Source organism: Elusimicrobiota bacterium, assembly GCA_016180815.1.
GTDB lineage: Bacteria > Elusimicrobiota > Elusimicrobia > JACQPE01 > JACQPE01 > JACPAN01.
This window is the reverse complement of sequence record JACPAN010000024.1, coordinates 15,208-40,915: the sequence shown is the minus strand read 5'-3', so window position 1 is coordinate 40,915 and position 25,708 is coordinate 15,208. Positions and strand designations below refer to the sequence as shown.

The following is a 25,708-nucleotide window of genomic DNA, read 5'->3' as shown; positions in this document are numbered from 1 at the left end:
GTATCGTGACGTTAAAAACCAACTTGATCTTGTTCATGCGGGCGATCAATTCTTTGTCCGCCGCGCAGTAACCGATGCGCATCCCGGCAAGCCCCATGATCTTGGATAAAGTTCTCAACACGATGAGCCTGGGGTAGAGCTTAAAATAAAAAAGCATGCTGCGAGGGTAAAGCTCCGGATACAAATCCCGGGCAAACTCTCCGTAAGCCTCATCCAGAACAACCGCGGGCCCATCGGGACCCAATCGTTCGAATAAAACCCTTAACTCTTGATCCGTATTGAACGTGCTGGTGGGGTTGTTGGGATTGGCGATAAAAAGAACCTTGGCCCGCCGATCCAAAGCCTCCTGCGCCATCTGTTTTAAATCAACGTGAAAATCTTGAACGGGAACCTCGATCACGTTGGCTCCCATGAGCTGCGCGTGCTGGCGATATCGAGAAAAGGCGTATTGGCTGAGCACGCAGCAATCATCGGGCCCCAACAGGGTCTCCGCAATCAAACGCAAGGCTTCATCGATGCCGGAGGTGACTAAAATTTCATCCGCCGAACTTCCCGAATGCGAGGCAAGAGCCTCCCTCAGCGACGGGCTGGTTGCCTCGGGATAACGGTGAATTTCTCGCGCTCCCCGGCGAATAGCCGCGACCGCCTTAGGGGAAGGCCCTAGGGGATTTTCATTGGAGGCGAGCTTGATGATCCTGCGCCCCGCAAGATCGCGGCGTTCGCTTTTTAATTGAGCGATCGATGTTCCCGGAGCATAGCTTTCCACGTTGCCGATGGCGAGTTTCATTGTTCGACCGTGCGGATGTCCGGGTTATCTAAATCTAATCGCGGGATGAAAATATCGAGCACTTCCACCCCGGCCGGCCCAGCCTCGAATTGATGACGTGTTTTGGCGGGCAGGAAGGCAAAATCCCCTTTCTTAAAGCGCACCGACCGGCCGTTAATCCTGGCTTTTGCGCTGCCTCGCAGAATGAAAAAAAATTCATTGGTTTTTCTGTGGTAAATGGAAGGCGTTTGAGCTCCGGGCTTCATGGTCAGGCGCAGCGCTGAAAAAGTTCGGACGGCGGCGGGGATCAACGGAAACACCGTCAACGCTCCAAAACGCCTTGGCGCCGGTTTTTTTTTCAAGCTACTCCTCGCGCGTTTCCCTAGGATGACTGAAGACGTAATAGGGTACGCCTGTAACCGGAGGAATAAAATGGATATCCCTCCTGATGCCGTAAATTTTGATCCTCTGGTAGGTAAACAGGCTTAAGGCCTGCTCATGGACATATTGATCCAGTTCCATCCCTATTTTGTGCTGCTCGTTTTCATCGAGAGCTCCCACCATCTTGGTTAAAAGCTCGTCATACTTGGCGTCCTTGTTGACGCTGAAAGGAGACAAAGAAGACAAAAAGATAAAGTGAATGAAGAACGAATGGCTCATCGGATCGGGGCAGCCGGCATACACCCAATCCCAAGATTCCTTTTGCATATCAGACACGGCCACGGCATCCGTGGTGGGATGGATATCAACATGAATATTGACTCGAGCCAGTTGCTTGGCGATGATTTGCATGGTTCTCATCGCATTGACCTTGACAAGGGCCTTGACGCGGAAACCGTCGGGATAACCCGCATCCGTCAACAACCGGCGAGCTTTTTTGGGATTGTAAGGATAGGGTTTTAAGCCGGGGTTGTGCCCGATCTCGCCGGGCATGGTCATGGTGGCGAGCGATTTGCCGTTTCCCAGTAAATCGTAGCGTATCAGGTCCTTCTTATCGACGGCATAGTTGAGCGCTTGGCGCACCCTGCGATCGGACAAAGGACCGGTTTTGGAGTTTAAACTTGAGGCAACCGTATAAAAACCCTCCTTCTTAACGATCCTGACGATGGGGCTTTTCATCACTTCAAGCGTTGCCGTGCCCGGCACTTCCGTAACCAAATCAATTTCGCCTTTTAATAATTGATTGATTTGTTCATCGCCGGGAATGAACTTAAAAACAAGCCCCGTAAATTTTGGATAACCTTTAAGCCAATAATCCGTATTGGCCGCCAGGACAATTTCTTTGTTTTTTTCCCACTGAACGAACTTAAAGGGGCCGGTTCCGACGGGATGCCCGGCAAAATATTGATCTCCGTGCTCTGCGATATATCGAGGAGGCATGATCGTAATTAAAGCGGCGAGACGGTGCGGAAGAATGCCGTCCACGAATTTCGTTTTCAGGACGACATGGCGGGCATCAAGAACGACGACTTTCTCGACGGAACCGAGGAAGCCGGCCCCCGGGTAACCGACCTTGGGATCAACAAACTGTTCGATGCTGAATTTGACGGCCTGCGCGTCGAAAATTTCCCCGTTGTGGAAACGCACGCCCTCCCGCAGCGTGAATTCCAGGCTTCGTTCATCGACCCAACGCCAACTTGTGGCCAACGCCGGTTCGATTTTTCCATCGGTATCCAGCCGCACCAAACCCTCGAACATCTGCTGGATGATGGTATGGTTCTTCTCGGAGAATTCTTTTCGCGGATCAAGCGTTATGGCGTCGTCGACGACGTCTTCGCAGACGCGCAATACTCTTGCCCAAAGCGGCAGGCCGGCCGACTGCGCCAATAATAAAAAGAAAATAAGGGCTCTGAGGGATCTATGATTTCTGTCCAACAATGGCAACCGATGGATGCAGACTGTTTTTGGCAATGGAAATATCGCTGATCCTATTAAATCCGGCGTTGTTCATCCAGGATCGGTACTCATCCAAGGTGTAAACCGAACCTTTGCCCGTAAAAAGAAGCAAATGAAGAGCAAGCAGCGCCGAAAACCTCGGCACTGTCCGGTCCGGGCCGATCACAAAGTCATGAATGACGAGCCTGCCTTGAGGCTTAAGCGCGCGGTAAGCCTTTTGAACCAACCGTCTATTATTAGCCTCGTTTTCCACGTGCGTGACGTTGGAGATCAGGATCAAATCAAACTCCTCGCAGCCGAAGCTGTCGGCGAGGAAATCGGCCTCCCGAAAGCTCAGGCGACCCAACTGCGGGTGTTCCTTAAGCAGCTCTTTGGTGACGCGCAAAGTCACGGGCAAATCAAGCAAAACGCCCCGCACGCGGGGATTCCGCTCGACAAAGGCCGCGGAAAATGTGCCGGCTCCGCAACCGACATCCAGCGTGCGGCCGACGCCGGCCCAATCAAGCCGCGCGGCCAATTCGCGCGCAGGCACGCGGGCGACGTCTCCCATGGCTCGAATATAGTCTTTGGTGAACGATCTCTTGCGAATCCAATCAAGAAGCATGCGCCGGGGCTGCCCTTTCTTTAAAACAAACCGCAGATCAGACCATGCGTCCCAAGTCAGCTCCTGATATTTGAGGATGTTGCCCATATAATTCGGACTGCCGGCGACAAGAAATTTTTTGGCTGATGTTGCGTTGACGTAGCGCCCGTTGCGCTTATGGAGGAATCCGAGCGTCGCCAGCGCATTGAGCAAAATCTCAAGCGCTCTTAAATCAAGGCCGAGCTTGCGGCTTAATCGCCGCGAGGAATCCAACCCTCCTGCGATCCGGGAAAAAAGATCGTAATGCAGCGCCACCAAGAGCGGCTTGGAGCTTCGATAGCCGATGGCAATCGCCTGAAGGCTGTTGAGGTCTGAAAAAAACTGAAGATCCGCCGGCATATTCAAGTAGCGGTTAATTCTTGGTTGATGGTTTTCGCCCGCCCGCCGAGCGCAGGGGGTTCCCAAAAATCCGTCAGCACATCAACAACGGCGGGTTTCCCTTGCCGTATGGCTTCATCGACGGCTTGAGCGAGTTCGCCCGGTTGCCGGACGCGCCAACCCACGGCGCCCATGGCCTCAGCCATGGCCGCCGCATCGATGGGACGGCTGAAAACCGGATTGCTGCAGCTCTCGCCGTAAAGCGTCTTCTCTCCGTGATAAATCATGGCGTGCCCGCCGTTATTGATCACCACCCAGATGACCGCAACGCCGTATTCCACCGCCGTGTGAACCTCCATGCCGTTCATGGCGAAAGCCGCATCCCCCACGATAGCGACAACGGCCCGGCCGGGATGCGCCAGCTTGCCTGCGATGCTGCCGGCCACGGCAAAACCCATGGACGCCATCCCCATATTCACGAAAAACGACTGATCCTGATACACGGGAAAATGCTGGGCGACCCATGTTCTGATGCTGCCGTTATCGACGAAAACAAGGCAATCCCTGGGGATCGCGCAACGCAATTCCCGCAATACCGCCTGAGGCTTCAACGGACCGCCGGGATCGAAAACGGGTTCCGCGGCCGGACGCGACGGCGTGTAAGCCGGCCGTCCTAATGAAGGGGGATTGAACTTGAGCTCGCGCTCGATCGCATAAAGAAGCTCGATGAGCACCGCGCCCGCATCGCCGATCATCGCGACGTCCACGGGGTAATTTCTCCCCACCTCGGCGTGGTCGATGTCGATCTGCAAAAAATTCAGCTTTTGAGAAAAACGACGATCCCAACCGCACGTTGAAACCTCCCCCAAGGACGTGCCGATGATTAAAACCGTGTCCGTTCCCTGGCTCAAGACATACTCCTGAGCCGATGGGTTGCCCGAGTACCCGAAAACCCCCAACGACAACGGGTGATCTTCCGGAAAAACGCCCTTGGCTTTAAACGTGGTGGCCACGGGGATTTGAAGCCGTTCGGCCAACCGTCTTAACGGCGCCGCGGCCTTGGCTAAATTGACCCCATGGCCCGCCACGATGACGGGACGCCGGGCGCCCAAGAGCAAACGCGCTCCTTGATTAACCGATTGACGGTCGAATAATTGCGGCTGAAACTTAAACTCATTCGCCGGGATCAACTCGCGCGCAACCGGCTGAGTCATGAAATTCAGCGGGATATTGAGATGAACCGGACCCGGACGGCCGCTTTGCATCACCCGAAGGGCGGTTCGGATCGCGGCCCCTATTCGTTCCGGATGATAAACCATGGAACTCCATTTCGTGACGGATTTGTAGAGCCCGACGATGTCGATGGTTTCCTGGCTGCTTTCCTGAAAAGCGCCTTTCCCGAATTGATGGGTGGGAACCTGGGCCGTCAATAAAAGCAGCGGGATATGATCGGCGTAAGCCACGGCAACGCCGGTCAGCGCGTTGGTGGCTCCCGGTCCTGTCGTTGTGCAGCAAACCCCGATCTTGCCGGAGGCGCGGGCATAGGCGTCGGCCATAAAGGCGGCGCCCTCTTCATGCTTGGTCAGGATCGGCTTGATGTTGCCGCGCTCGCTGAGCGCCTTATAAAGGGGCGCATTTGGGCCGCCCGGAATGCCGAAGATATACCGCACACCCTCTTGCTCCAAATATTCCAAAAGAAGATGGGCCCCGGTCGTCTTAACGGCTTCAGGCGCCGAGATCATTTCCAACAATGATGTTGTCCCCACTTTTAGTTATTGTAGGATTTCATTCTTTTAATGTTATCACTTTTTACTAAGTAATCATATCATAATAAGTCATTTATTATTTAATTGACAAGTGTTAATGGCCTCTGAACATTAGGGAAAAATTTCTTTCCCCGTCACGCCCGCGCAGGCGGAGGCCCAGGCCTGGTCCCGCCTATAAAAAATCAGCCCTCCCCAAGTCCTAAAATTCTTTGCCAAATTAAAGACCAGGGAGGGTTATGAAACTCAATCAAGCGCGATTGAGCAGGGAAATGGTAGCAGAGCTGGCGGCCCAGTCTACATGAAAGATAGAACTTTCCGGGCCGCCTTCGTTTGGGCGGGATAAGCTACTTTCGCTTTCCCGCGGCGAACTGATACTTGCCGGTCTTGTGCCCGCCTACCCGCTTCAGGAGGCCGGCCGCCAATAGAGGTTTGATAATGTGATGGGCGCCCGGCTTTGTCACACCGAGAGCTTTCTGGATTTCATGAATTCCCAAAGGGCTCTCCCTCAGCAGAGACAGCAGCTTTTCCTGCTTCGGGGTCAACGTGAGCTGTAGGCCGAGGGTCGAGATGTTGACCGACTCGATGCGCTTCCAAGCCCGCTCCAGGGCCTCATTGATGGCCTCGGCGATGTATTCCACCCAGCCTGTCAGATCATTGCCTTGTGTCTGGGCGCGGTTCAGGGCCCGGTAGTAACCCTGGCGGTCTTCCAGCAGAACCTCATCGACCGCGAAGATATGGCTGGTGTCGAGCTTCCGCCGGTAGAGCTGCCACGCGGCCAGGGCGCGGCCCACGCGTCCGTTGCCGTCCCCGAAAGGGTGAATGAACTCGAACTGATAGTGGAGGATGGCGGAACTGACGACCGCGGGCCAGGCCCGTCCGGCCCCATTGAGCCATTCCAGAAGCTGGCTCATAAGGCCGGGGACCTCGCCAGCTTTAGGAGGAAGATGATTACCGACTCGCACCTGATAAGGCCTGAACAGTCCTATAGGTTCGCGGTCCAAAACGCCCTTCTGCCCGATGATCGAATGAAGCTTCAGCACGTCTCTGACGCCGATTTCCTTGGTGTCGGCGTTCTTCTCGATGAAGCGCAGCGCGACGAAGTAGTTTAAGACCTCTTGGATTGCTTGTGGCTTGGCATTAGGAAGCGCTCCTCCTTCGGCCAGGATCTTGACCTCAGCCAGGGTCAGCGGATTGCCCTCGATAGCTGTGGACCCGTGGACCTGCCGGGCCGCCGCGTCTTTCTGGAGGGAAGGAACCCAAGTGATTCCCACGGTAGCGCTTTGAATCCGGACGTTGAGAGCGCTGATTTCCTCTAGAACCTTGAGCAGGTGGGGAGTCGTTTGGAAGGCTGGAACATAGGCCATATCGTAAGTAAAGTATAAGTAAAGTGATTCGTAAAGTCAATCGGGGCAAAGAAAAGCCCTCCAAGGGTGGAGGGCTTTTCTTGTTATCAGACAAACTGGCGGGGACGACGGGATTTGAACCCGCGGTCTCTGCCTTGACAGGGCAGCGTGTTAAACCAGGCTACACCACGTCCCCAGGAAAAACAGGTTCGAAGGCCACTATTATGATAAACCGCAGACCCAAAGAAAAGAGTAGAATGGCCGCAGCGTGAAATTCAAAAGGAGGCTTTTCATGAAGACCCCCGGAACATTCGCCGCAAAAATTTTTGCCGTGGCTTTGATCCCGGTGTTATTGCCGCTTCATCAACAGGCGGTTCTAGCCCAGGAAGACAATGAATTGGAAGAAGAGTTGATCGAGGAGGCCGAAGAAGTCCAAGAGGCGCCCAAGAAATCGGCTGAAGCGAAAGAAAAGGCTCCCGAATCCGCGCCTCAGCAGAAAGCGGCTCCGGCGCCTGAAGTCAAGGCGGAACCCGCGAAGGCTGAGGCCGCATCCGGCGAAGCCAAAGCGCCAACTCCTGCGGCATCCGAAACCGAGCCGAAACCGGCTCAAGCCGCGCCGGAACCTGTAAAGCCCGCTTCAGTGAAAGCTCCCGCCGCCGCGACCGGCCAAGGCTGCGTTGTTTATGCGGACGGCTTGGTCGCGCTTTACGCCAAAAAAACGGAAGCAATGAAAAAATACGTGGCCAAAGCCAACGGCCGCCTAAAAGCTTTGGTCGAACAGGAAACCTCCATTCAAAAAGAAATCAACGACACCAAAAAAGAAATCGATGCCGCGGAGGACGATCGCGCGAAGAAAAAAGAACTCGGCCGGCATAAAAAACAATTGGACCGCTTGAATAAACAGTTAAAAGAGGCTAAAAAGAATTCCCAGAAGCTTTGCAAAGAGCTGGCCGCTGAACTCGCCGACATCGGCAAAGAGCATCAGCAGGAAATTCGGGACGCGTTTAAAGACGCCCAGAGTAAAATGCTCTACGGAGAAAAAGCGGCCCGTTCAACGGACGCGGATTACGAAGAAGACGATTATTAAGGGTCCGCAATCCCTTGAAGGATGAAGGTAGCAGGTTGTAGCCGGAAAAAGATGGACCACTTTCTTCGGACTACATGGCACACCCTACAACCTACATCCTCGTATAAAGGGAGGAACGGACCATGGATCAAACGGGAAGGAAGAGTATCGCTTACGCGGCCGGGGCAATGGCCCTGGGCATTATCATCGGGAGCGCGCTAAAGAGCCCTGATCTTCGGGCGCAGGTGAATCAGTTGGAGCAGCGCGCCGTGCGCCTGAATCAGCAATTCGGGGACGCGGTCACATCAACTACGGGCGACACCCAGCCGGACCTGGAAACCAGAGTCGGCAGACTCGAACGCCTAACCAGAGAAATAGACCGCGATCTTTCCTGGCTGCAAATGGACGTGCGCAGCCTTCAGTCAAGAGTTTCACACCTGGAATCAAGAATCCGCAGAACGGACTCGGAATAAAGACTTCAGGGATTCGTTATTTCCGGCACCGGCAATAGCCGGGGCTGGTCTTCGCCGGGCTCTTCAACCGGGTTCGGATTCGGCTGCTCGGGCGCCGGTTCTGCCGCCGCGTTGCTTAAAGTTCTGAGCAGCTCAAGGGCCTCGATTTGTTCCGCAGGGGAAATGTATTCCGGATTTTGCGTCTCCTCCCTCATCCGGATATCGTAAAGCGTCGTCATCGCAGAACCATCGGCTTCGGTCAGGCGGGACCGGGCCTTCGTCGCCTCGACATGATGCCCGACAGCCACGCCTAAAGCGCCGGCGCCGATGCTGAAAAGAACCGGCATTAAAATCCAAGCCAATAAACCGCCGGTCAACGCCGCCGCCAAAATTCCACCTGCTAAACCCAAGCCGCCGCCGATGCCAAGGCCGGCCAACATGCCGCCCTTTGCTTTGGCGTCGATATAAGCGCCTCGATCCCGCACCGCGTAACGCCTGATTTCAAGCCACTCTTCGCGGGTGACGAGCCTGCGCCCGAAGTAAAGGCACATGCCCGCGTCCGGACAATTGGAACCCGGCCTTACCGATACGCCCGTTCGAATGCGATAAGTTCGCTCCAATTCCAAACCATTGTTGACTTGGGGCTTGACCGGGTGAACAACCTGAACCGGGAGCATGCGCCGGCCGTCGAATATCTCGGAGGTCATTTCCCAAATTTCCTGACCGTTGAGTTCACGGCGATCGACGGTGGGCTCCGCGGCCAACGGCGAGGCTGCAGCGAACAACAAGACGAATAAAATTTTCCTCATTTGAATCTCCTTTGTTGACATCCGAAATACCCGCCTTTATTATGGTATGTCGGTCCTAGACGCGCGTGGGTCCTTAGGCGCAAAAAATACGGTCCACAAGTCCTATGCCCACCTGAGCCTAAAGTTTTTTTAGGGAGGGCGAGCAATTGGATAGAATTATCCTATGCGCGCGGAGGGAGCCTAGCTTGTCTTCCATCGGAACGATTTCTTCGGATCCGGGTGATCTTTACTTGGCCGGCTTGGATCAAGGCCAAGTGCCCAAGGTATTGAAGGCGTCTTTTGTCCGGGAACCCTTGGCCAAAGCCTCGATCAAAAATATCGACGAGCTCGCCCGCGCATTATCCTGGGCCACCGAGCGCAATATCCCCGTCATTCCCAGAGGCTCCGGCTCTTCGGGCTTCGGGCAAACCCTCCCGCGAACCAAGGCTTTGGTTTTGGATCTGTCTTTTTTAAACCGCATTCTTGAAGTCAATGCCCGGGAACTCTGGGTGCGCGTGGAAACAGGGGTGCGCTGGTCGGACTTGGAGCACTATCTTAAAGAAGAGGGGCTGGCGATCGGCAGCTACCCCTCCAGTTACTACACCACGGTCGGAGGTTGGATCGCCACCGGCGGTTACGGGCTTTGCGCCTGGCGTTTCGGCCATATCAAGGACCAAATCCTGGAATTGGAAATTCTCGATGCTCAAGGTCGCAAACACACCGTTCATCCCGGGGACGACGCCTTTGAGGCCTTTATCGCCTGCGAAGGACAAATCGGCCTGCTTTACGCCGTCAAGCTCAACGTGCGGCCGAAGCCTCAAGGAGTTTTCCCGGTGCTGACGAATTTTCCCGGCACAGAAGAAGCCATGTCCTTTATCGACAAACTGGCCAAATCGGATTTCTCCATCGTCGACCTGACTTATCTCTCCAAAGAAAAAATGGAGCATTTGGAGCACGGGCTTTCCTCAAAAATGGCCGCCAAAGGAGCCCCTCTTCAAGAGCCTCATTTTGATCGCAAGGATTCCGTTTTTACGCTTTTCGAAAACGCCGATGAGGCGCGGCGTTACGAAAATTTTCTCGAGAAACTCGGGCTCAGAAGCCGGCCGGCGTCCCTCAAGGAACGCTCGGCCGCGAGTTTTATCTGGTTCGAACGTTTTTATCCGATGAAAGGCAAAGGCGCGGAAAATTTTTATCTGGGCAATGAGGTTGTCGTGGGTCTTGACGCCGCGGCCCTCTATGCTCAAGGATTAAGAGCCATCGCGTCCAGGCGAGCGTTGACGGGTTTGGCCATGGAAGCGCATATCATCAAAGGCAAGGTTCAACCGTCTTGCCTTTTTCTGGCCTACTACGGGGTGCCCCGAAACAGCGAACGTCCCTTTGGCAATATCGCCGCGGCGATCGAATTCGACCTGGAGGCGTTTCGCGCCGGCGGGCGCATGTACCCCATCGGCATTTACAAAACCCCTTTTCTGGCGAAAAAATTTTCCGCAGCCGAAATCGAACGCCTCAAAAGAGTGAAAGCCGAATTCGATCCCAAAGGGCTGTTCAATCCCGGCAAATTTTTTCATTGGGGAGCGGGCCTGCCCCTTGCCCGGCGATTATTCTGGGCCGCGTTGACCCGGCTGGCGCCTCTGGGCATGACATTGCTGGTAAAAACCGCCTCCCTTTTGGATCAAGTCGCCGGAACCCTTTTGCGCCGGCCCGAAGAAAAAACGCTTCAGGCCATTCGCCGGGACCCTGTGTTGCGCGCGGCCTTTGAATGCGTGCAATGCGGGTTCTGCCTGCCGGTTTGTCCGGCCTACTTGGCCACCAACGATGAAAAAACAACGGCCCGGGGCAAGCTCCTGCTTTATGCCGCTCAACAACTTCCGGGCTCGGCGCCGGAAGGTTTCCAATTTTCCCCCTTGGACGCGAAAAGCCTTCAAATGTGCATGCACTGCGCGGGCTGCACCAAGGTCTGCCAAAGCGAAATCGATTTGGTCCCGGCCTGGCACAAGCTGGAAGAATCCGTCGTCAAGCAATGGGGCCAGCCCAAAGAAGAGCTCAGGGATTTCGTCAAAAGCGTGGAGAAAAGCCCGCAATACCACCGCCTCTTAAGAGAAGGCGCCGTGGTCAAGGAAGCGCCTCGCCCGCTGCCGGCGGGAGCTTCGGGGCTGTAGCCGCCATGAAATACCACCGCTATCACATCAACACCAAAAACACCCCGCTCGAGGACCTCCTCATTTTTAAAACCGTGGTCAACCGTTCGGAAATCTGCATCAATTGCGGCATTTGCCAAACGGCCTGCCCTTATGATGTGCACGAACGCAACGCGAATTTCCGCGCCGTAGGCGTCCACGAGCAGGAAGCCGGTATCGCCACCAAGGGATGGAGCTGGTTCGACATGCCCAAAATGGCTTCTCCCAAAAACGCCAATTGCACCACCTGTTTTCATTGCGTCAACGAATGCCCGGTGGGCGCCTTGTCGCTGTCAAGCAATCCGGACTATAAAACCCACGGCGACGATTACTACACCCCGGGAACAATAGAAACCGTTCTTTTCGAATCGAAAACCGGGCGCGTCCCGGTTTCCGGAGCCGGTTATCGCGGGCCCTTCGCGGGCGAGGGCTTCGACGGGATTTGGACCGATATGTCGGAAATCGTGCGGCCGACCAGAGACGGCATCCACGGCCGGGAATCCATCTCAACCGCTGTTATGATCGGCCGCAAACCGAAAAAAATTCTTCCTGGAAGTTCTCAAAACGCCGCGGCCGCCGTTGAATTAGGGTTGCCGCTGGTTTTCAATGAGCCGCCGGCGTTCGCGGCCCGCGATAAAAATCTTTCCCAAAGCCTGCTGCGCGCGGCTGAGGATATCCAAACGCTGGCTCTTCTCGACGCAGATGATGCCCAGGAGAAATCGAGCCCGCATGCCGTCGCCTGCTTCAAGAATTCCTCGCTCTCCTGGAAAGGCCCCGAGGCTCCCAAAATTTGCCAAATCGATCTGAGCGCGCAAAAAATGAATGATTGGCCGGCTTGTTGGGAAAAAACGAAAGCAACTTGGCCCCAAACCATGGTGATGGTTAAAATCGCTCTTGAAAACGCAGCCATCCCCCAAATCGTGCGATTGGCGGAAATGGGCGCTGAAATCTTTCATTTATCCGCATCTCCCAGAGCCAAAACCACGGACGGCCTGCACCTCACTCAAGCCTTGCGCACCGCAGACGAGGCCCTAATCGAGGCCGGACTGCGCGACGAAGTCACGCTGGTCGCTTCAGGCGGCTTGACGGCCGCGGAACATCTTGCGAAAAGCATTCTCTGCGGCGCGGATGTCATCGCCATCGACGTCGCTTATTTAATCGCTTTGGGCGTCACTCGCTTTAAAACCGACGGCGCTGGTATTGAGATCGAAGGACCGGCGATTTTCCCGGCCCCGCATATCGCCGTTCAACGCCTCAAAAATCTGGCCGGTTCCTGGAGGGACCAGCTATTGGAAATTTTGGGCGCCATGGGCATGAGGGACGTCCAACGCATGACCGGAGACACCGGGCGCATGATGCTCAACGAAGAGCTTGAGAAGGAATTCAAGGCGCTGTTTAAGCCCATGCGCAAGCAGGATGATCCGAACTATGGTTGAGACCAAAACCGCGCCGCATCACGCCTGGCGAAAAATCGCCAAATGGAAAGTGGGCTACACTAATGCCTGCATCGACTGCGGCTTATGCGTACTGGCTTGCCCTTACGATGTGCACCGGAGAAACCCGGCCACCCTGCGCATGGCCGCTCCGCAAAGCTCGGCCTGCATCGGTCCCAAATGCGAACAGATTCATCCGGTCAATTACTGCGTCAAGCAATGCCCTTATGACGCGATTCAAATTATGCCCAATGAAGAATTCGATCTCTTGGGTGATCAACGCTACCCGGCGGATTTACTGGCTTCCCTCTGGCATATGGCCGAGCATGCAAAAGCGCCTCCTGAACATCTTTACGAACGGCGCATCGGCAACTCAGGCGGCGGCTTCGACCGTTTACGCTTTCGTTTTCAAAAGCCCAAGTCAAGCAAACCAAGCTCAACTGATTTGGATGCCGTTTCCATCGGCCTTGATTTAAACAAACGAAATTTCGGACCCAAAATCCGCATTAATGTTCCCTGGTACGGCGGCGGCATGTCCTACGGTTCGGTGAGTCTAAACGTGATGATGGCGCGCGCCATGGCTGCTAAAGCATGGAACACGTTCACGTCAACCGGGGAAGGCGGCTACCCTAAAGAACTCACCCCTTGGAAAGACCATATCATCACTCAGGTCGCCACCGGCATGTTCGGCGTGCGCGAGGAAACCGTGGGTTGGGCGCGCTTGGTGGAAATCAAATACGCCCAGGGCGCCAAACCCGGTTTGGGCGGGCATCTGCTGTCGGATAAAAATACCCCGGATGTGGCCCGCATGCGCGAAGCCGTGCCTTATACCAGCTTGTTTTCCCCCTTTCCTTTTCACAGCGTGTATTCGGTCGAGGATCATAAAAAACACGTAGATTGGATGCGCGCCATGGGGGATTCCGTGCGCTCGCTTTCTCAAGAAATCAAAACCAAAGACGGAGCCGAAGAAATTCTGGTCTCGGCAAAGGTCTCCACTCCTGTGGACGTGGACATGGTGGCCGTGGGCTGCTATTACGGCGGGGTCAATATCGTGCATTTAGACGGCAGCTACGGCGGCACCGGCGCCGCTCCCGACATCGCCAAAAAAAACATCGCCATGCCCATTGAATACGCCGTCCCCAAGGTCCACCGCTTCCTTCAAGAAGAAGGCATCCGCGATGAAATCACCTTGATCGCCTCCGGCGGAGCGCGCACGGCTTGGGACATCGCCAAGGCCGTGGCCTTGGGCGCGGACGGCTGCGTCATCGGCACCACCGATATCGTGGCCGTCAATTGCACGCGCTGCGGCAATTGCGAAAAAGGCCGGGGCTGCCAGCACGGCATCGCCTCCACCGACCCGGAATTCACCCAGCAGATCAGCCCTGAATGGGGCGCGCAGCGCATCGTCAATTTGTACCAGGCCATGTCCCTTGAATTGAAAGAAATCCTTTGGCGCTTGGGCCTAAAAAGCATTCAGGAACTGCGCGGCCGCTACGACCTGATGTATTACGTGGACGGCCATGTTTGATCCCGAACTATTGATCAATTCGCGGACCAAGCTCCAATCCGCGCCGCCGCCGTTAAGAAAAGCGGAAGATGAGGGCGGCTGCGGGGTTTTAGGCGCGATCGGCGCCGTGCCCATCGCCGGACGCCATATCCTCTGCTCCACGGAAAAAATGAAAAACCGGGGCAATGCCAAAGGCGGCGGCATTTGCGCCGGATGGATCGCAGAGCCGGAAAAATTCGGCGTGGACCAGGCGACTCTTGAAAACAATTATCTGCTGGCTCTGGCGTTCCTCGATCCTCAAGCCGAGGCCGAGGTGGAGCAGGCGTTCGTTACCCCGAATTATGAAATCCACGGCCGTGGGCGCTTGAAACATGCGGCCAATTTCCGCGACATTGCCGGATTGTCCGTGGAGCCCCCTGAGGTCAATTATTATTTCATCCGGGTTAAAAAAACGGTCCTGGATCGCTTCATCGAAGACAATAAATTGGAGGCTTTGGGCCGCGAGCATGCGGAAGACGAATTCGTTTATCAAACCAGCTATCGCTTGAATAAAACCTATTACCACAGCTTGGGCGATAAAAAAGCCTTCGTGCTTTCCCATGCCAAAAATCTTCTCGTCTTAAAACTGGTCGGCTACGCGGAAGACTGCATCCGCTACTATCAACTGGAAGATTTCCGCGCGCATATTTGGATCGGCCATCAACGCTACCCGACCAAGGGCCGGGTCTGGCATCCGGGCGGAGCGCATCCGTTCATCGGCATGCATGAGGCTCTGGTGCATAACGGCGATTTCGCCAATTACATTCGAGTCGCCAAGTATTTAAGGCAGCGGAAAATTTACCCCCTCTTTCTCACGGACACCGAGGTGTCCGTGCTTCTCTTCGATCTGTGGCGCCGGGTCTACCGCTACCCACTGGAATGGACCATCGAAGCCATGGCCCCGACCACGGAGCGCGATTTCATCATGCTGCCTCAGGATAAGCAAAAGCTTTATCGTGAACTTCAACTCGCCCATTTAAAAGGCTCCCCGGACGGCCCCTGGTTTTTCATCATCGCCCGCAACGACCCACATGAGCGCGCCGGGGAATTAATCGGCATCACGGACACATCCATGCTTCGCCCGCAGGTATTCGCCCTGTCCTTGGCCGATGATCGTCCGGCCATCGGCGCGATTGCGAGTGAAAAACAAGCCATTGATGCTTTTTTATCCAGCATGAATCAAGAAGATTCCCGGATCAGCCGTTATGCGGATTTATACTGGAACGCGCGAGGCGCGAGCTATTGCGACGGCGGAGCGTTCATCTATCGCCTGAAAAAAGCCGGCGGCCGCATCGAACTAACCTGCGCCAATAAATTCGGCGGGGCGGTTGAACCGCCGCCGCTAAAAGACTTTCCCTGCGTCATTGCAAACCCTTCCCCCGTCATTGCGAGCGAAGCGAAGCAATCTCATAAAAGCCCGTTGGGCGAGCGCCCGGAACAGATGGCCGCGAACCCGGACGCCCTGCCCGCTTCCATCGAAAATCTCAAGAATTCGCCGCCTGAACGCCGGGATCAGGCCATTGAAACGCTCACGTTTTTGATCGACCGCCGCTTCGATACCCAGGGCTTGCGCCGCGCGCGCATCCTGGAAATGGCGACCGGCGCTTTGGAATCCTTGCTGGACCGGATTCCCTCCAAGCCCAATGAAACACCTTATTGTCGCGTTAATGCTGAAAATTGGATCGCGCTTTCCGCTCCCGCATTGTCATCGGGCATTCTTGTTCTCGACGCTTCCGGTTTTGCCATGGAAGGCCCGCGTTCAACGGCCGGCGCTCTGGTCAAAGCCTATGGCTTGGGCTGGAAACGATTCATTGTTTACCGGACGCTCGGCCATCGCTTCCTTGGCTGCGGCCTGGGCGCCGGTTCCCAGGGCGTGCAAATGGACATTTACGGCAGCCCGGGCGATTACCTGGCCTCGGGCTTGGACGGCGCGCGCCTGATCGTTCATAACAATGCCCAGGATCAAACGGCGCAAATCATGAACAACGGCGAATTGATCGTGCATGGAGACGTCGGCCAGACATTCATGTACGGAGCTAAAGGCGGGCGAATTTTCATCTTAGGCAACACGGCCGGGCGGCCGTTGATTAATGCGGTCGGGCGCCCGCGCGTCATCATCAACGGAACCAGCCTGGATTATTTGGCCGAATCCTTCATGGCGGGCGATCCGCATCAAGACGGCGGTTTTGCCGTGGTCAACGGCGTGCGGATTGATGAAACCGGAGCTTTACAAGACCTGGAGTCGCCTTATCCCGGCGGCAACCTGTTCTCCCTGGCCGCCGGCGGCGCCATCTTTATGCGTGATCCGGAAAAAAAGCTGGACGACGATCAACTAAACGGCGGCCGCTTTGAAAAATTCGATGGCAAGGACTGGACTCTGATCAAACCCATGCTCGAAGAAAACGAGCGGCTCTTCGGGATTAAAATCGAACGGCTTTTAAGCCATAATGGCGAAAGTCGGACTCCCGATCAAATGTACCGCAAAATCGTCCCCGCAAAAACACGCGCGCTGGCCTTAGGTTACGATTAATGGAGTTAAGCCTGCGCGATAAAACCCTGGCCTCCGCCGGAGTCATCCTCGGCATTTTCCTGGCGGCCATCGAATCAACAGCGGTGGCGACCGCCATGCCGAGCGCGACCAGCGCTTTAGGCGGCATCGGATTGATTCACTACGTGTTCGCGGCTTATTCCTTGGCCACGGTCACCACCATCATGATTTGGGGTAAACTCGCCGACATCTGGGGCTTGAAACGAAGCTTCATGGTCGGCTGCTCCATTTTCCTCTTCGGCAGCGCCCTCTGCGGCATTTCAACGCACGTTTATGAATTGATTACATTTCGCTTCATTCAAGGCATCGGCGCCGGCGCCATTTTCCCGGTGGCCATGACCACCTTAGGCGCCATTCATACCGAAGTCAAACGCGCCAAAATGCAGATTTACCTTTCCATGGTCTGGGCCATCGCCTCGGTCATGGGTCCGCCCGTCGGCGCCCTGGTCACGCATCACCTGTCCTGGCATTGGGTGTTTTATCTCAATCTGCCGGCCGGGCTCGTTGCGCTCGGGTTGGTGTCCGCGGGTTTGAGAGGCTATATCGACGGCGACGCGCTGGAGAAAAGAACCTTCGACACCAAGGGTTCGATGATTCTATCGCTGGCCATTTTTTCGCTCTTGGCCGCCATCGCCGTGGACAGAAACGGGCGGCTCATCATGGGCTGGCCCGGCATGCTGATTCTTGCGGCGACGGCCTTCGGGTTTCTTGTTTTATTCGGCCGTCACATATTGACCACCCGGCATCCCTTCGTCGCCGAACATATCCTGAAAAACACGATTTTCATCCGGGCCGGCGCCAGCAATTTTTTCATGTGCATGGCCATGTTCGGCTCCTTCGCCTATGTGCCCTTGTTTTGCCAAGCGGGTTTGGGCGAAACCGTGGCCGGAGCCGGCCGCACGCTCACTGTTTCGATGTTCGGCTGGATCACGAGCTCCGCCTTCGCCACCCGCGCCTATCTGCGCTATTCCCTGCGCACGCTCAGCCGCATGGGCATCGCGGTCATGACGCTTGCCTTCGCCTACCTCGCCTCTCATCTCAACGGCATTTCAGTGACCGCGTTTCGAGTCAGCATGTTTGCCATGGGTTCGGGCATGGGCATTTGCTTTGCGCCCATGCTGCTGGGCCTTCAAAGCGCCTTGCCCAGGCGGGACTTGGGCGCAGGCACGGCCAGCCTTCAGCTGTTGAGAAATCTGGGCGGCTTAATGGGCGTGGCGGTGATGGGAACGCTATTGGCTCTTTATTGGGATAAAAGCAGATTTGTGGCCGGCGCAGCGCCTCTTTTAGAAACCCAGCTCATGGCCCGGCAAGCCATGTCCAAAGTTTTTCTGGTTGACACATTGATCGCCTTAGCCGGACTATTAAGCGCCTGGGGACTTCCCTCCTTAGTGCCCAAACGGGAAGCGGTCACGGCTCCGGTCGCTTTGTAAAGCTTAATCGCATGATCGGACGGGAGGCTGATCGCCGCAGCGCTTCATGAAAACCGGCCTTGCGGAAAGCCGCGGCCGTGCCGGTCCACATAAAAGCGTCGGGCGCCCGGTCCGTTTTAGTTTCAACCGGGTAACCCTCCAGAATACGGGCGCCTTTGGACCGTGCCCAGGAGCGGGCTTCCTTCAACAACGCCACGGCCACGCCCTTGCGCCGAAACTCTTTGGCCACGAAAAAGCAGGTCACGGACCAAACCGGCTGATCGTCGATTTTTTTAAGCGTTCGCGCGCGCTCCAGGCCCGGGTATTTTTCCCGGGGCTCCACCGCACACCAGCCCACGGGTTGGCCCTCGGCATAGGCCAAAATCCCAGGAACCCGGCCATCACCGACGATTTTTCGGAAAGCCTTTTTATTGCCCGCCCCCTTGTTTTTTGTCCATTCGGAACGCGGCCTCTTCCACCACATGCACCAGCAGCCTGCGCACGCCCCGCGCGGCCCGAACAATTGTTCGATATCCTCCCAGCGTTGGGGCGTGGCCGGAAAAAACTCAAGCGCCAAGGATGATTTGGGCATTAAAATTTTCCCTTCTTATGTAATTTATTTTTGGACCTGTAATTGCGGATGAATCGAGTGACGTCCAAAGAAACGCCCGCGCGCATATCCTCAAACGCATCCCCGGCAGAATCGATGTCGGACCAATGAACCGGATCATCGTTCATCACCGCTGTGGCGAATACTGTAATCCCTCTTTTTTCATCGGCCAAACCCAAGGAATAATCGTTCACAAACAAAGGGCGCTCCTCGGGCGGCAAATTATTCTCATCCCTCCAGCGAAACCACGCGCCTTTGGGCTCCACGCGGAAAAAATAACGCCGGTCTGAATGCTTCGGCCTCCAATAAAACTCCGTGTAATGGCCCCGGCTATCGGTGAAATTGATCGGGCTGGCGCCCCAGGCCATGCCTAAATCGTCATGAGCCCCGGTCAACGAGCCCAAAAAATTCATAAAGAATAAATCGTGCGCGGATTTAGGAATTTCCTGGTTTTCCCAAACATACTCCCACATCAGGCTGGCGGCCGTGGCTCCGGCCAAGGACTCCCAAAAACCGTACCCTCTCTTCTTGAAATATGTGGCGAAAGAGAAAAAAACCGCGGGATGCCCCAGATTATTCACCCAAGGATCGCCGTAATTAGGATCTTTCCAGGCAATGGGTCCGATCCCCACTGGTCCGTTGTCTTTGGTGAACTCCAAAAACCCTTTTGCCACATGCCCCATGCGTTCAATACCCGTTAATTCGGACAAACCATAGCCGGCGAAAATAGCGCCGCCCTCTATGGCGCCTGCAATCACAATATCGACCAAAAGAGAGCCATCGCCGTTTAAATGAGGCCATAAGTCAGGAGCCGCTTCCCTCAGGTGTCCCAAATCAACGCGCAGCTGTAAAAATCCTTCCATGCTTCTTGGACCCGCGCTAACGGAAAATTCAGCCGCCGCCGATTCTCTTAATGATTGCCAACGGCTGCGGGCTTGGACGCCATCTTCTCTTCTTATGCTTGGGGGATGTTCTAAAAAATGCTCGGACGCATTGTCGCTTTGAGCCTGTTGTTGCCTGCGAAGAATCGCATCCAGCCTTTCCTCAAGCCCAAAGGGGAGCGGCGCAGAGGACCTTGGCGAACATCGATGCCCAGGCGAACGCATGGACAAGGTTGAGATGCAGGAGGGAGAGGAGTCTTCACCAAAACGCCGGCCAAGCTTTTGAGCTTCGGCTACGTCGGCCTCTTGATCGGCGAAAACCAAAACAGGCAGGCCAACAAAAACGAAAAGCGCAAAAAGGCGTACTCTTAATATTGTCTGACTCACGACTCGCCCCTTTTCCCCGCCCGCCAATTTTACGTTTTGCCGGCCGTCCACACCGTCGCAAATCTTGGGCCCGGCGCGATTCGAACGCGCGGCCACCCGATTAAAAGTCGGATGCTCTACCACTGAGCTACGGGCCCAAACTCCTTGATACTAAGGTACTTTTGACTATTTTTTTCGTTAACGAAATCACGAGGTGTCCAATAGGTGTCCATACCAGAGTCGAAAGTTAGCATATTTACGGCCATGTGTCCTTTGGACAGGTGCGCGTATTTTTGAGTCATGACCGGCGTGCTATGGCCTAGAATTTTCTGCAAGGCCGGCAAATCGCTGGTCTTCATGATGAAATTGCTGGCAAATGTGTGCCGTAAATCATGGAACACAAAATTTTGAATATTCGCGTCCCGCAAAGCGCGCTCCCAGCAGCGCCTAAGCGTCATTCTTGTTACCGTGAATACCGGGCCCTCCGGCCTGGGCCCGATCTTCTCAAATATCTTGGCCAGCTTTGGCGATATCATGATCTCGCGAGATTTTCCGCTCTTTGATTCGAGAATATAAATAATCCCTGTATTTAAATCCACATTTTCCCATCTGAGGCCGAGCATCTCACCCCTTCTCATGCCGGTTAGTAAAGCGCAGGCAACGACCGGATAAATTCTTTTATCGCAGACCTCAAGCAACCGGGAAATTTCCTCGTGAGAGAGAAATCTTAAACGCGACGCGGCTTCCCTTTCCGTGCGAACCTTGGCGGCAGCGTTATCGCCATGATAATCTCCCCATTCAATGGCGCGATAAATCAGGCAACGAAGCAAAGCGTGATAGCGGTTAACCGTGCTTGTGGCGGCTTTTTGCTTTAAGGTCGCCCGCATCTCAAGAACACAAGGCGAATTGATATCCGTCAAACGCTTATTGCCCATGTACCCAACCAGCCAATTAAGCATTTGCTTGTAATTCTTGGCTGAACGCTTATGTCTGCCGTAAAGGTCCCAAAACTTTTGAGCAAACTCTCCGAATGTGATGCCTTGAGTCAATCGCTCCGGATAAAATTTCCCCTCGGCAATTTCCGCCTGGCGCTTTAAAAGAGCCTGCTTGGCGAACGCCCTTGACGGTCCAGCGGATTCCCGAATACGCCGGCCTTTATAATAATAATCAATGAGGTAGACGTTTCCCTTTCGATAAATACCCATAAGACGTCACATTATACCCTTCGTCCGATAAGCGCGCATCCGGAGGCTGCCAAATCGTGCGCTGCCGGGGTCCTTTTTTCCTTCGATCCACTGGTCAATCTCCGCTTTATCGAAACGTAGCGACTTGCCGAGCCGGACGCATGGAATGATTCCGCAAACCGCCCAGCGGTAAATTGTTTTCCTGGAAACATCCAAATACTCCGCTAGTTTTTCCGGCGAAAGCAAACGTTTTTCGTTAAGCACTGCGCTATCCATATTTTCGAACCTCCGATGGTTAAAAATCGATTCAAAAAACAAAGTTTCTCTGGCGGGCCCGCGGGGAGTGAGAGGGAAATTATTCGACGAAACTCGGGCCCGTGATTCGATTAGTTTTCCGGTTGTGCTGTTTGCTCTATCGTCGGTTCATGCTCGTTGATCACAGACCCACATCCTAAACAACTTCCATCCTTGCGAACCGGGGCGTAGTGTCTGCAACGTGGACATTCGACCATGGCCATCATTTTCGGATCGACCGGGATGACGCGCAGTCCGCACCTGTTGCATTCACCGTCATGGTCCGCCGAGGTCATGCCGTCGCATCGCTTACACCAGGGCCTATCGGAGTAGAGACATTTTGGGCAGTAGTTTATGCTGCCGTCGTTCGAAGCGCCGCATTGCTCGCACCACTCGCGATCCGCTGCGCGGCGCCAATCCGCAAGGCAGCCGTCGTCATCCATCCTAAACCCGCAGGTCTTGCAATGAACGACAACGCAACCATTGGATTGCTTCCAACGAAGCTCCGGTCTCGGACAACAGCCCAAAGGCAGTCCGTTGTGCTCCCAACGTCCGATAACAATGACATTGGGGTTGGCAACGACGAACACCCTCTCTCCGATCTGCCATCCCAGCTTGTCCATCCACAGCCCCTTAAGCCGCAGGCAGGGCATCTCAACGTGCCCCGGACGGCGCTCGCCGACAGCGTAACTGATCGTCAGGGTGGCAATCCGTTTATCGCACGTTTTTCCTTTTGCCAGACGCCTCACATCTGCGCCTATTGCCTTATGACCATTGGCGATGACCGCTCCGTTTAACGCGCTGCCCACTTCAGTATTCATCCGGCAACAGCAGCGTCACGACCTCGCCGTCATCGATCAACCACAGTTTGGCGGTTTTACCCTCCGCCGTCACCTCGAAGGTTTGGTGGTAGTCCAAAGGTCCCTTTGTTAGGACCTCGGTCTGCACGCCATGTACGATGATCGAGGCGATGGTTGGAGCCAAGTCGCCGAATGTTTCCCGGATGCCGGAAGTCATTACGGTCCTTTTTGAAGGATGGCCCTTGGCGCTGAAAGTTTCGAGCGCCACAGGCTCTTCCTCGGACCGGATTCTCTTGATCCGGATGATGGGGTCTAGGTACACCTCATCGTTTTCTTTCTCTCTCGTATCCTGCACAAGACACCTCCATGAGCCTCCTCCCCCCGGTTAGGCCCAGCGTCGCAAAATAAACGCAGGGCCCGGCAGGGGAGAGAAGGCCTGGGCGCCTTGGCAGGATTGCTCCGCCGCGGGACCGGCAGAGTTACTTTGTTCTAATTGTCAAAGACCGGCGAAAACCAAATCAAAAAACCGGCAACGGTCCGTTTGAAACGATTTCTCGTGACGCAGTTGTTTGCGATTGCTTTTGAAGTCTCGCTAAATCTTTTGCCAGCGGCATCAGCTCATGAGCGATAGAGACCGGGTTATGAGCGCCGGCGATAATTTTAAGAAGCATCGCCAACGCCGGAATCTGCTCGCAGCCTGCCTTCTCCCCTGCGTTGAGACGGACCTGTAGACTGTTTAATATCTCAATCGGTATGCCCAATTCGCGGGAAAAAGCCCTGATCGTTAAATCGCAGGCGTAGGCTTGATCTCCTTCAATTTCCATCAAATGCTCAACACTGATCCCCGTTCTATAGGCCAATTCTGTCAGGCCGATATTCTTTCGTTCCCTCGCTGATTGAATCTGCCGGCCCAAAGTTAATATTCGCATCACAGCACCTGAAGTTTTCCGTTCGACCTGGCGCCGCAAGCGGCTTCCCTCAAATTGAGCCCCTCGATTTTGTTTTCCGCGGCCTCAGGAGAAGCGACGGCATTAAGCCTCGCGCCCTGAAACGCCAAGTAAAGCTGAGGCGTGGCAATCAGCGCCGGTTTCTGTCCCGCGGTTATCACCGCGGCCCGGAAGGGCTTCATTTCCTTCAACAAATTGGGGTGAATGATGAATTCCTCGGTCAACCGCACATTTTCCAAGCCCGTGGAACGACCAAAAAGCCCGGATGTGGACTGCCACGTTTTGCGCTCGGTGGTTTCAGTGCCCATCATCTTGGCGAAAAGCTCGGCCTCGCCCGGATGGGGCGCGTCAAAGATGACTTTGGTTCTGGTGCAAGAAATAACGTCCGCGATGAAGGCATCCGGGTCCGCATCCGGAACGTTTTTAAGTTGATAAAGATTCTGACAGGCGACCGTAATCCAGACATCAGCTTCCCTGGCTGTTGTCAACAGCGCGGTGAGATCCTCGTTCGGATATTTTCCGATTTCATCCAAATAGACGCTCGCGGGGTTTCCTCCACCCTGCGATTGCCGCTGCTGGGCATAAAGCAAAATCTGGGCCAGGATCATGCGGCCGAAACGCTGGGCCTGGATGCGGTATTTGCCGAATGGGAACGAAATTAACGCCAGCTTGTTCTCTTTAAAAATCCCTTCAATCGTGATTTCCGGATTGTTCGCATTAATGGCTCGCGCAATTTCTCCCTTAACCCAGGGTCTCAGATGGCTGGTCAGCGCCGAGTTATCCGTCTTGTTTTCTTCCAACCTGGCTCGAACCTCCTCCTCAAGACGGCCGTCGCCCGCCAACGTAAAGACTTTGTTACGGGCCGGTTCGCTGGAAAAGTAATGGTAAAAGTCTTCCAGCGTAAAGGCTTTCCCCGTCATGAGGAAAAGCGCGGCGGCGTCTTCCACCTTGGCCAAGTCAAGCGCTTGGTAGTGTTCGCTGTCTTTGCCCAGGATGGGCTCCCTTCCGATGGCCCGCACGACTAAGTTACCCAGCGTCACCGAATCCCGGTCGCATTTGGCAAGATGAATCGGGTTAAATTTCATTGATTGCGGATCGGCGACGTTAAAATAGAGCAGGTCCTTTTCCCTGCCGGCTTCTCTTGCCAACAAACGGAACATCTCGTAGTCCTTTTTGTTTCCTTTAAACTCCACAAAAACGACCGGTATGCCGCGCTTCATGTCCTGGATAGCCTGGGAAAAAAGAAACTGGGTTTTGCCGCTGCCGGTTGAGCCTAAAGTCAAAACATGCCCGGGCCGAACCGCGGGCGAAATCGTCAATACTTTCCATTCCAATAGCAGGCGCCGCCAACCCTTGTCGCGCAAGCAACGCCCCAGGATAAAGTCGCCCTCGGCTTTAATGTTTTTGATGAACCGGCGGCCGTGATAATAAACTCTTTGCCCCTTGCCGAGGGAGTAAAAAAACATCGCCGTCATTCCCAGTCCAAGAGGAATCAACCCCTCCTGCCATAAGGAAAGCCGTTGAGGAGGCAGGTCGAATGGCAAATGCTCAAAAAATTCCAGAAAAAGGCGCCTGAAAAAAAGATTGTCCAGCACAAAACGCGCCCCAAGGCTCAAGGCTAAAGCGAAACAGATTTCCCCGACCGGCCATTTGCTCATGCCCAGAGCCGCTAACGCCGCGATGACGGCAAGCTCTTGGTTTGCCTTAGGCTGCCAGAGAAAGTTCGCCAAAACCGCGATAAAAAAGAGCGTACCGAGGATGAGCCCCCGGCGCAAAACGCGTTCAATCGTTTCCAAAAACGCCACGCGGACAGGCCTCCACATAAAATTTCGCCATCATGTTCCTTTTTTTGCCCCCCTTCTCTCCAAGAATAAGCTCGACCTCAAAGGCGCGTTGGCAGGTTTCCAGGCGGCAATAAACCCAACTTTCGCCTTGCGGGCTCACGGACTTGCGGCCGTAATGGCGGCTGGGAACTCCGTCCCATCGCGTGGAAACATTGAGCCCTGCGATATTGAACTCATGCGTCATCCAATTAACGATGTGGATGGCGACAAGCGGGGCCCCGGACACCATGCTCACTCCGTCAAGCTCAATGGCCAGGCCCTCCCGCAGAAAACGCTGGCCGATTTTTCTCTTGCCCGGATCAAGCCTGTAAACCATGCCAAGCGCCTCCTCCGAAGCCATCTCCGCGGCAAGGACAAACTCAAGCGCGCGCTTGCCCAGCTCAGGGAGGGAGAGCCCGCGGGGGACCACCAAAGCATTGCCGAGGCCGCCGCCAAAAGACTCAAGCAGAGTCCTGGCCCTGCGGAAAACCGAAGCCTCATCAACGCCGCACTCTTGATCGGTCCCCTTAAAATCATCCCTGCCGGGCCCATCGTACGAATCGTGGTTGAACCCGTCGCCGTTTTGAACATGAGCGGCGTCCCCTTGAAAAATTTCCGCATCGAGTGCCACCAGTTTCATCAAAAAATTTTT

General features: G+C 54.9%; 23 protein-coding genes and 2 tRNA genes. 7 read left to right on the top strand and 18 right to left on the bottom strand.

Annotated elements, in window-relative coordinates; all coding sequences use genetic code 11:
• From HYT79_11510 to HYT79_11480, 7 genes are all read right to left on the bottom strand, one after another.
• The coding region (locus HYT79_11510; GenBank protein MBI2071213.1) for an aminotransferase class I/II-fold pyridoxal phosphate-dependent enzyme at positions 1–787 on the bottom strand (787 nt) is incomplete at its 3' end.
• Entirely contained in the window at positions 784–1,128 is a 345-nt protein-coding gene (locus HYT79_11505; protein MBI2071212.1) for a cupin domain-containing protein, read from the bottom strand. The genes HYT79_11505 and HYT79_11510, both read right to left, overlap by 4 nt.
• 1 nt (position 1,129) lies before the next feature.
• Positions 1,130–2,593: an ABC transporter substrate-binding protein gene (locus tag HYT79_11500; protein ID MBI2071211.1), complete on the bottom strand. Its 1,464-nt coding sequence runs from the start codon at positions 2,591–2,593 to the stop codon at positions 1,130–1,132.
• Positions 2,594–2,624: 31 nt separating this feature from the next.
• Positions 2,625–3,650 (bottom strand): methyltransferase domain-containing protein, encoded by a 1,026-nt coding sequence (locus HYT79_11495; GenBank protein MBI2071210.1) that lies wholly within the window; start codon positions 3,648–3,650, stop codon positions 2,625–2,627.
• On the bottom strand, positions 3,647–5,389 hold the full coding sequence (locus HYT79_11490; protein MBI2071209.1) for a thiamine pyrophosphate-binding protein: 1,743 nt from the start codon (positions 5,387–5,389) through the stop codon (positions 3,647–3,649). Before HYT79_11490 ends, HYT79_11495 begins: the two co-directional genes overlap by 4 nt.
• Before the next feature lie 344 nt (positions 5,390–5,733).
• The gene (locus tag HYT79_11485) at positions 5,734–6,753 is read right to left on the bottom strand and encodes a Fic family protein (protein ID MBI2071208.1); all 1,020 of its coding nucleotides are present in this window, start codon (positions 6,751–6,753) and stop codon (positions 5,734–5,736) included.
• A gap of 96 nt (positions 6,754–6,849) precedes the next feature.
• A tRNA-Asp gene (locus HYT79_11480) sits at positions 6,850–6,928 on the bottom strand.
• 96 nt (positions 6,929–7,024) lie between these two features.
• On the opposite strand from HYT79_11480, the gene HYT79_11475 reads away from it, so the two are divergent.
• Together HYT79_11475 and HYT79_11470 are read left to right on the top strand one after the other, a co-directional pair.
• Positions 7,025–7,819 (top strand): hypothetical protein, encoded by a 795-nt coding sequence (locus HYT79_11475; GenBank protein ID MBI2071207.1) that lies wholly within the window; start codon positions 7,025–7,027, stop codon positions 7,817–7,819.
• A gap of 122 nt (positions 7,820–7,941) precedes the next feature.
• Entirely contained in the window at positions 7,942–8,271 is a 330-nt protein-coding gene (locus HYT79_11470; protein ID MBI2071206.1) for a hypothetical protein, read from the top strand.
• 5 nt (positions 8,272–8,276) lie between these two features.
• Here HYT79_11470 and HYT79_11465 read toward each other — a convergent pair whose 3' ends face one another.
• Positions 8,277–9,059, bottom strand: a complete 783-nt coding sequence (locus tag HYT79_11465) for a hypothetical protein (GenBank protein ID MBI2071205.1) — start codon at positions 9,057–9,059, stop codon at positions 8,277–8,279.
• A 185-nt stretch (positions 9,060–9,244) separates the two neighbouring features.
• Here HYT79_11465 and HYT79_11460 point away from each other — a divergent pair, with 185 nt between their 5' ends.
• Genes HYT79_11460 through HYT79_11440 form a run of 5 tightly spaced genes read left to right on the top strand, consistent with a single transcriptional unit; the run spans position 9,245 to position 18,172 of the window.
• A complete protein-coding gene (locus HYT79_11460) occupies positions 9,245–11,197 on the top strand; it encodes an FAD-binding protein (GenBank protein ID MBI2071204.1) in 1,953 nt (650 codons plus the stop codon).
• Between the two features lie 5 nt (positions 11,198–11,202).
• On the top strand, positions 11,203–12,651 hold the full coding sequence (locus tag HYT79_11455) for a 4Fe-4S dicluster domain-containing protein (protein MBI2071203.1): 1,449 nt from the start codon (positions 11,203–11,205) through the stop codon (positions 12,649–12,651).
• Positions 12,644–14,176, top strand: a complete 1,533-nt coding sequence (locus tag HYT79_11450; protein MBI2071202.1) for a 4Fe-4S binding protein — start codon at positions 12,644–12,646, stop codon at positions 14,174–14,176. Before HYT79_11455 ends, HYT79_11450 begins: the two co-directional genes overlap by 8 nt.
• Entirely contained in the window at positions 14,169–16,724 is a 2,556-nt protein-coding gene (locus tag HYT79_11445; GenBank protein ID MBI2071201.1) for a glutamate synthase, read from the top strand. The genes HYT79_11450 and HYT79_11445 overlap by 8 nt, the downstream gene beginning before the upstream one ends.
• A complete protein-coding gene (locus HYT79_11440) occupies positions 16,724–18,172 on the top strand; it encodes an MFS transporter (protein ID MBI2071200.1) in 1,449 nt (482 codons plus the stop codon). The genes HYT79_11445 and HYT79_11440 overlap by 1 nt, the downstream gene beginning before the upstream one ends.
• Here HYT79_11440 and HYT79_11435 read toward each other — a convergent pair.
• The 10 genes from HYT79_11435 to HYT79_11390 all read right to left on the bottom strand — a co-directional run bounded on the left by HYT79_11435 (position 18,150) and on the right by HYT79_11390 (position 25,696).
• On the bottom strand, positions 18,150–18,743 hold the full coding sequence (locus HYT79_11435) for a GNAT family N-acetyltransferase (protein ID MBI2071199.1): 594 nt from the start codon (positions 18,741–18,743) through the stop codon (positions 18,150–18,152). The two genes, HYT79_11440 and HYT79_11435, sit on opposite strands and share 23 nt — an antisense overlap.
• Positions 18,743–20,029: a DUF3943 domain-containing protein gene (locus HYT79_11430; protein MBI2071198.1), complete on the bottom strand. Its 1,287-nt coding sequence runs from the start codon at positions 20,027–20,029 to the stop codon at positions 18,743–18,745. The genes HYT79_11435 and HYT79_11430 overlap by 1 nt, the downstream gene beginning before the upstream one ends.
• Positions 20,030–20,094: 65 nt before the next feature.
• Positions 20,095–20,166 (bottom strand) — tRNA-Lys (locus HYT79_11425).
• Entirely contained in the window at positions 20,146–21,213 is a 1,068-nt protein-coding gene (locus HYT79_11420; protein ID MBI2071197.1) for a tyrosine-type recombinase/integrase, read from the bottom strand. The genes HYT79_11425 and HYT79_11420 overlap by 21 nt, the downstream gene beginning before the upstream one ends.
• A 6-nt stretch (positions 21,214–21,219) precedes the next feature.
• Positions 21,220–21,468: a helix-turn-helix domain-containing protein gene (locus HYT79_11415; protein MBI2071196.1), complete on the bottom strand. Its 249-nt coding sequence runs from the start codon at positions 21,466–21,468 to the stop codon at positions 21,220–21,222.
• A 110-nt stretch (positions 21,469–21,578) separates the two neighbouring features.
• Positions 21,579–22,307, bottom strand: coding sequence for a hypothetical protein (locus tag HYT79_11410; GenBank protein ID MBI2071195.1), 729 nt, complete (start codon positions 22,305–22,307; stop codon positions 21,579–21,581).
• Positions 22,297–22,641: a hypothetical protein gene (locus HYT79_11405; GenBank protein MBI2071194.1), complete on the bottom strand. Its 345-nt coding sequence runs from the start codon at positions 22,639–22,641 to the stop codon at positions 22,297–22,299. The genes HYT79_11410 and HYT79_11405 overlap by 11 nt, the downstream gene beginning before the upstream one ends.
• 163 nt (positions 22,642–22,804) lie before the next feature.
• Positions 22,805–23,218, bottom strand: coding sequence for a helix-turn-helix transcriptional regulator (locus HYT79_11400; protein MBI2071193.1), 414 nt, complete (start codon positions 23,216–23,218; stop codon positions 22,805–22,807).
• On the bottom strand, positions 23,215–25,056 hold the full coding sequence (locus tag HYT79_11395; GenBank protein ID MBI2071192.1) for a type IV secretory system conjugative DNA transfer family protein: 1,842 nt from the start codon (positions 25,054–25,056) through the stop codon (positions 23,215–23,217). Before HYT79_11395 ends, HYT79_11400 begins: the two co-directional genes overlap by 4 nt.
• The gene (locus tag HYT79_11390; protein MBI2071191.1) at positions 25,016–25,696 is read right to left on the bottom strand and encodes a hypothetical protein; all 681 of its coding nucleotides are present in this window, start codon (positions 25,694–25,696) and stop codon (positions 25,016–25,018) included. The genes HYT79_11395 and HYT79_11390 overlap by 41 nt, the downstream gene beginning before the upstream one ends.
• Positions 25,697–25,708 lie beyond the last annotated feature (12 nt).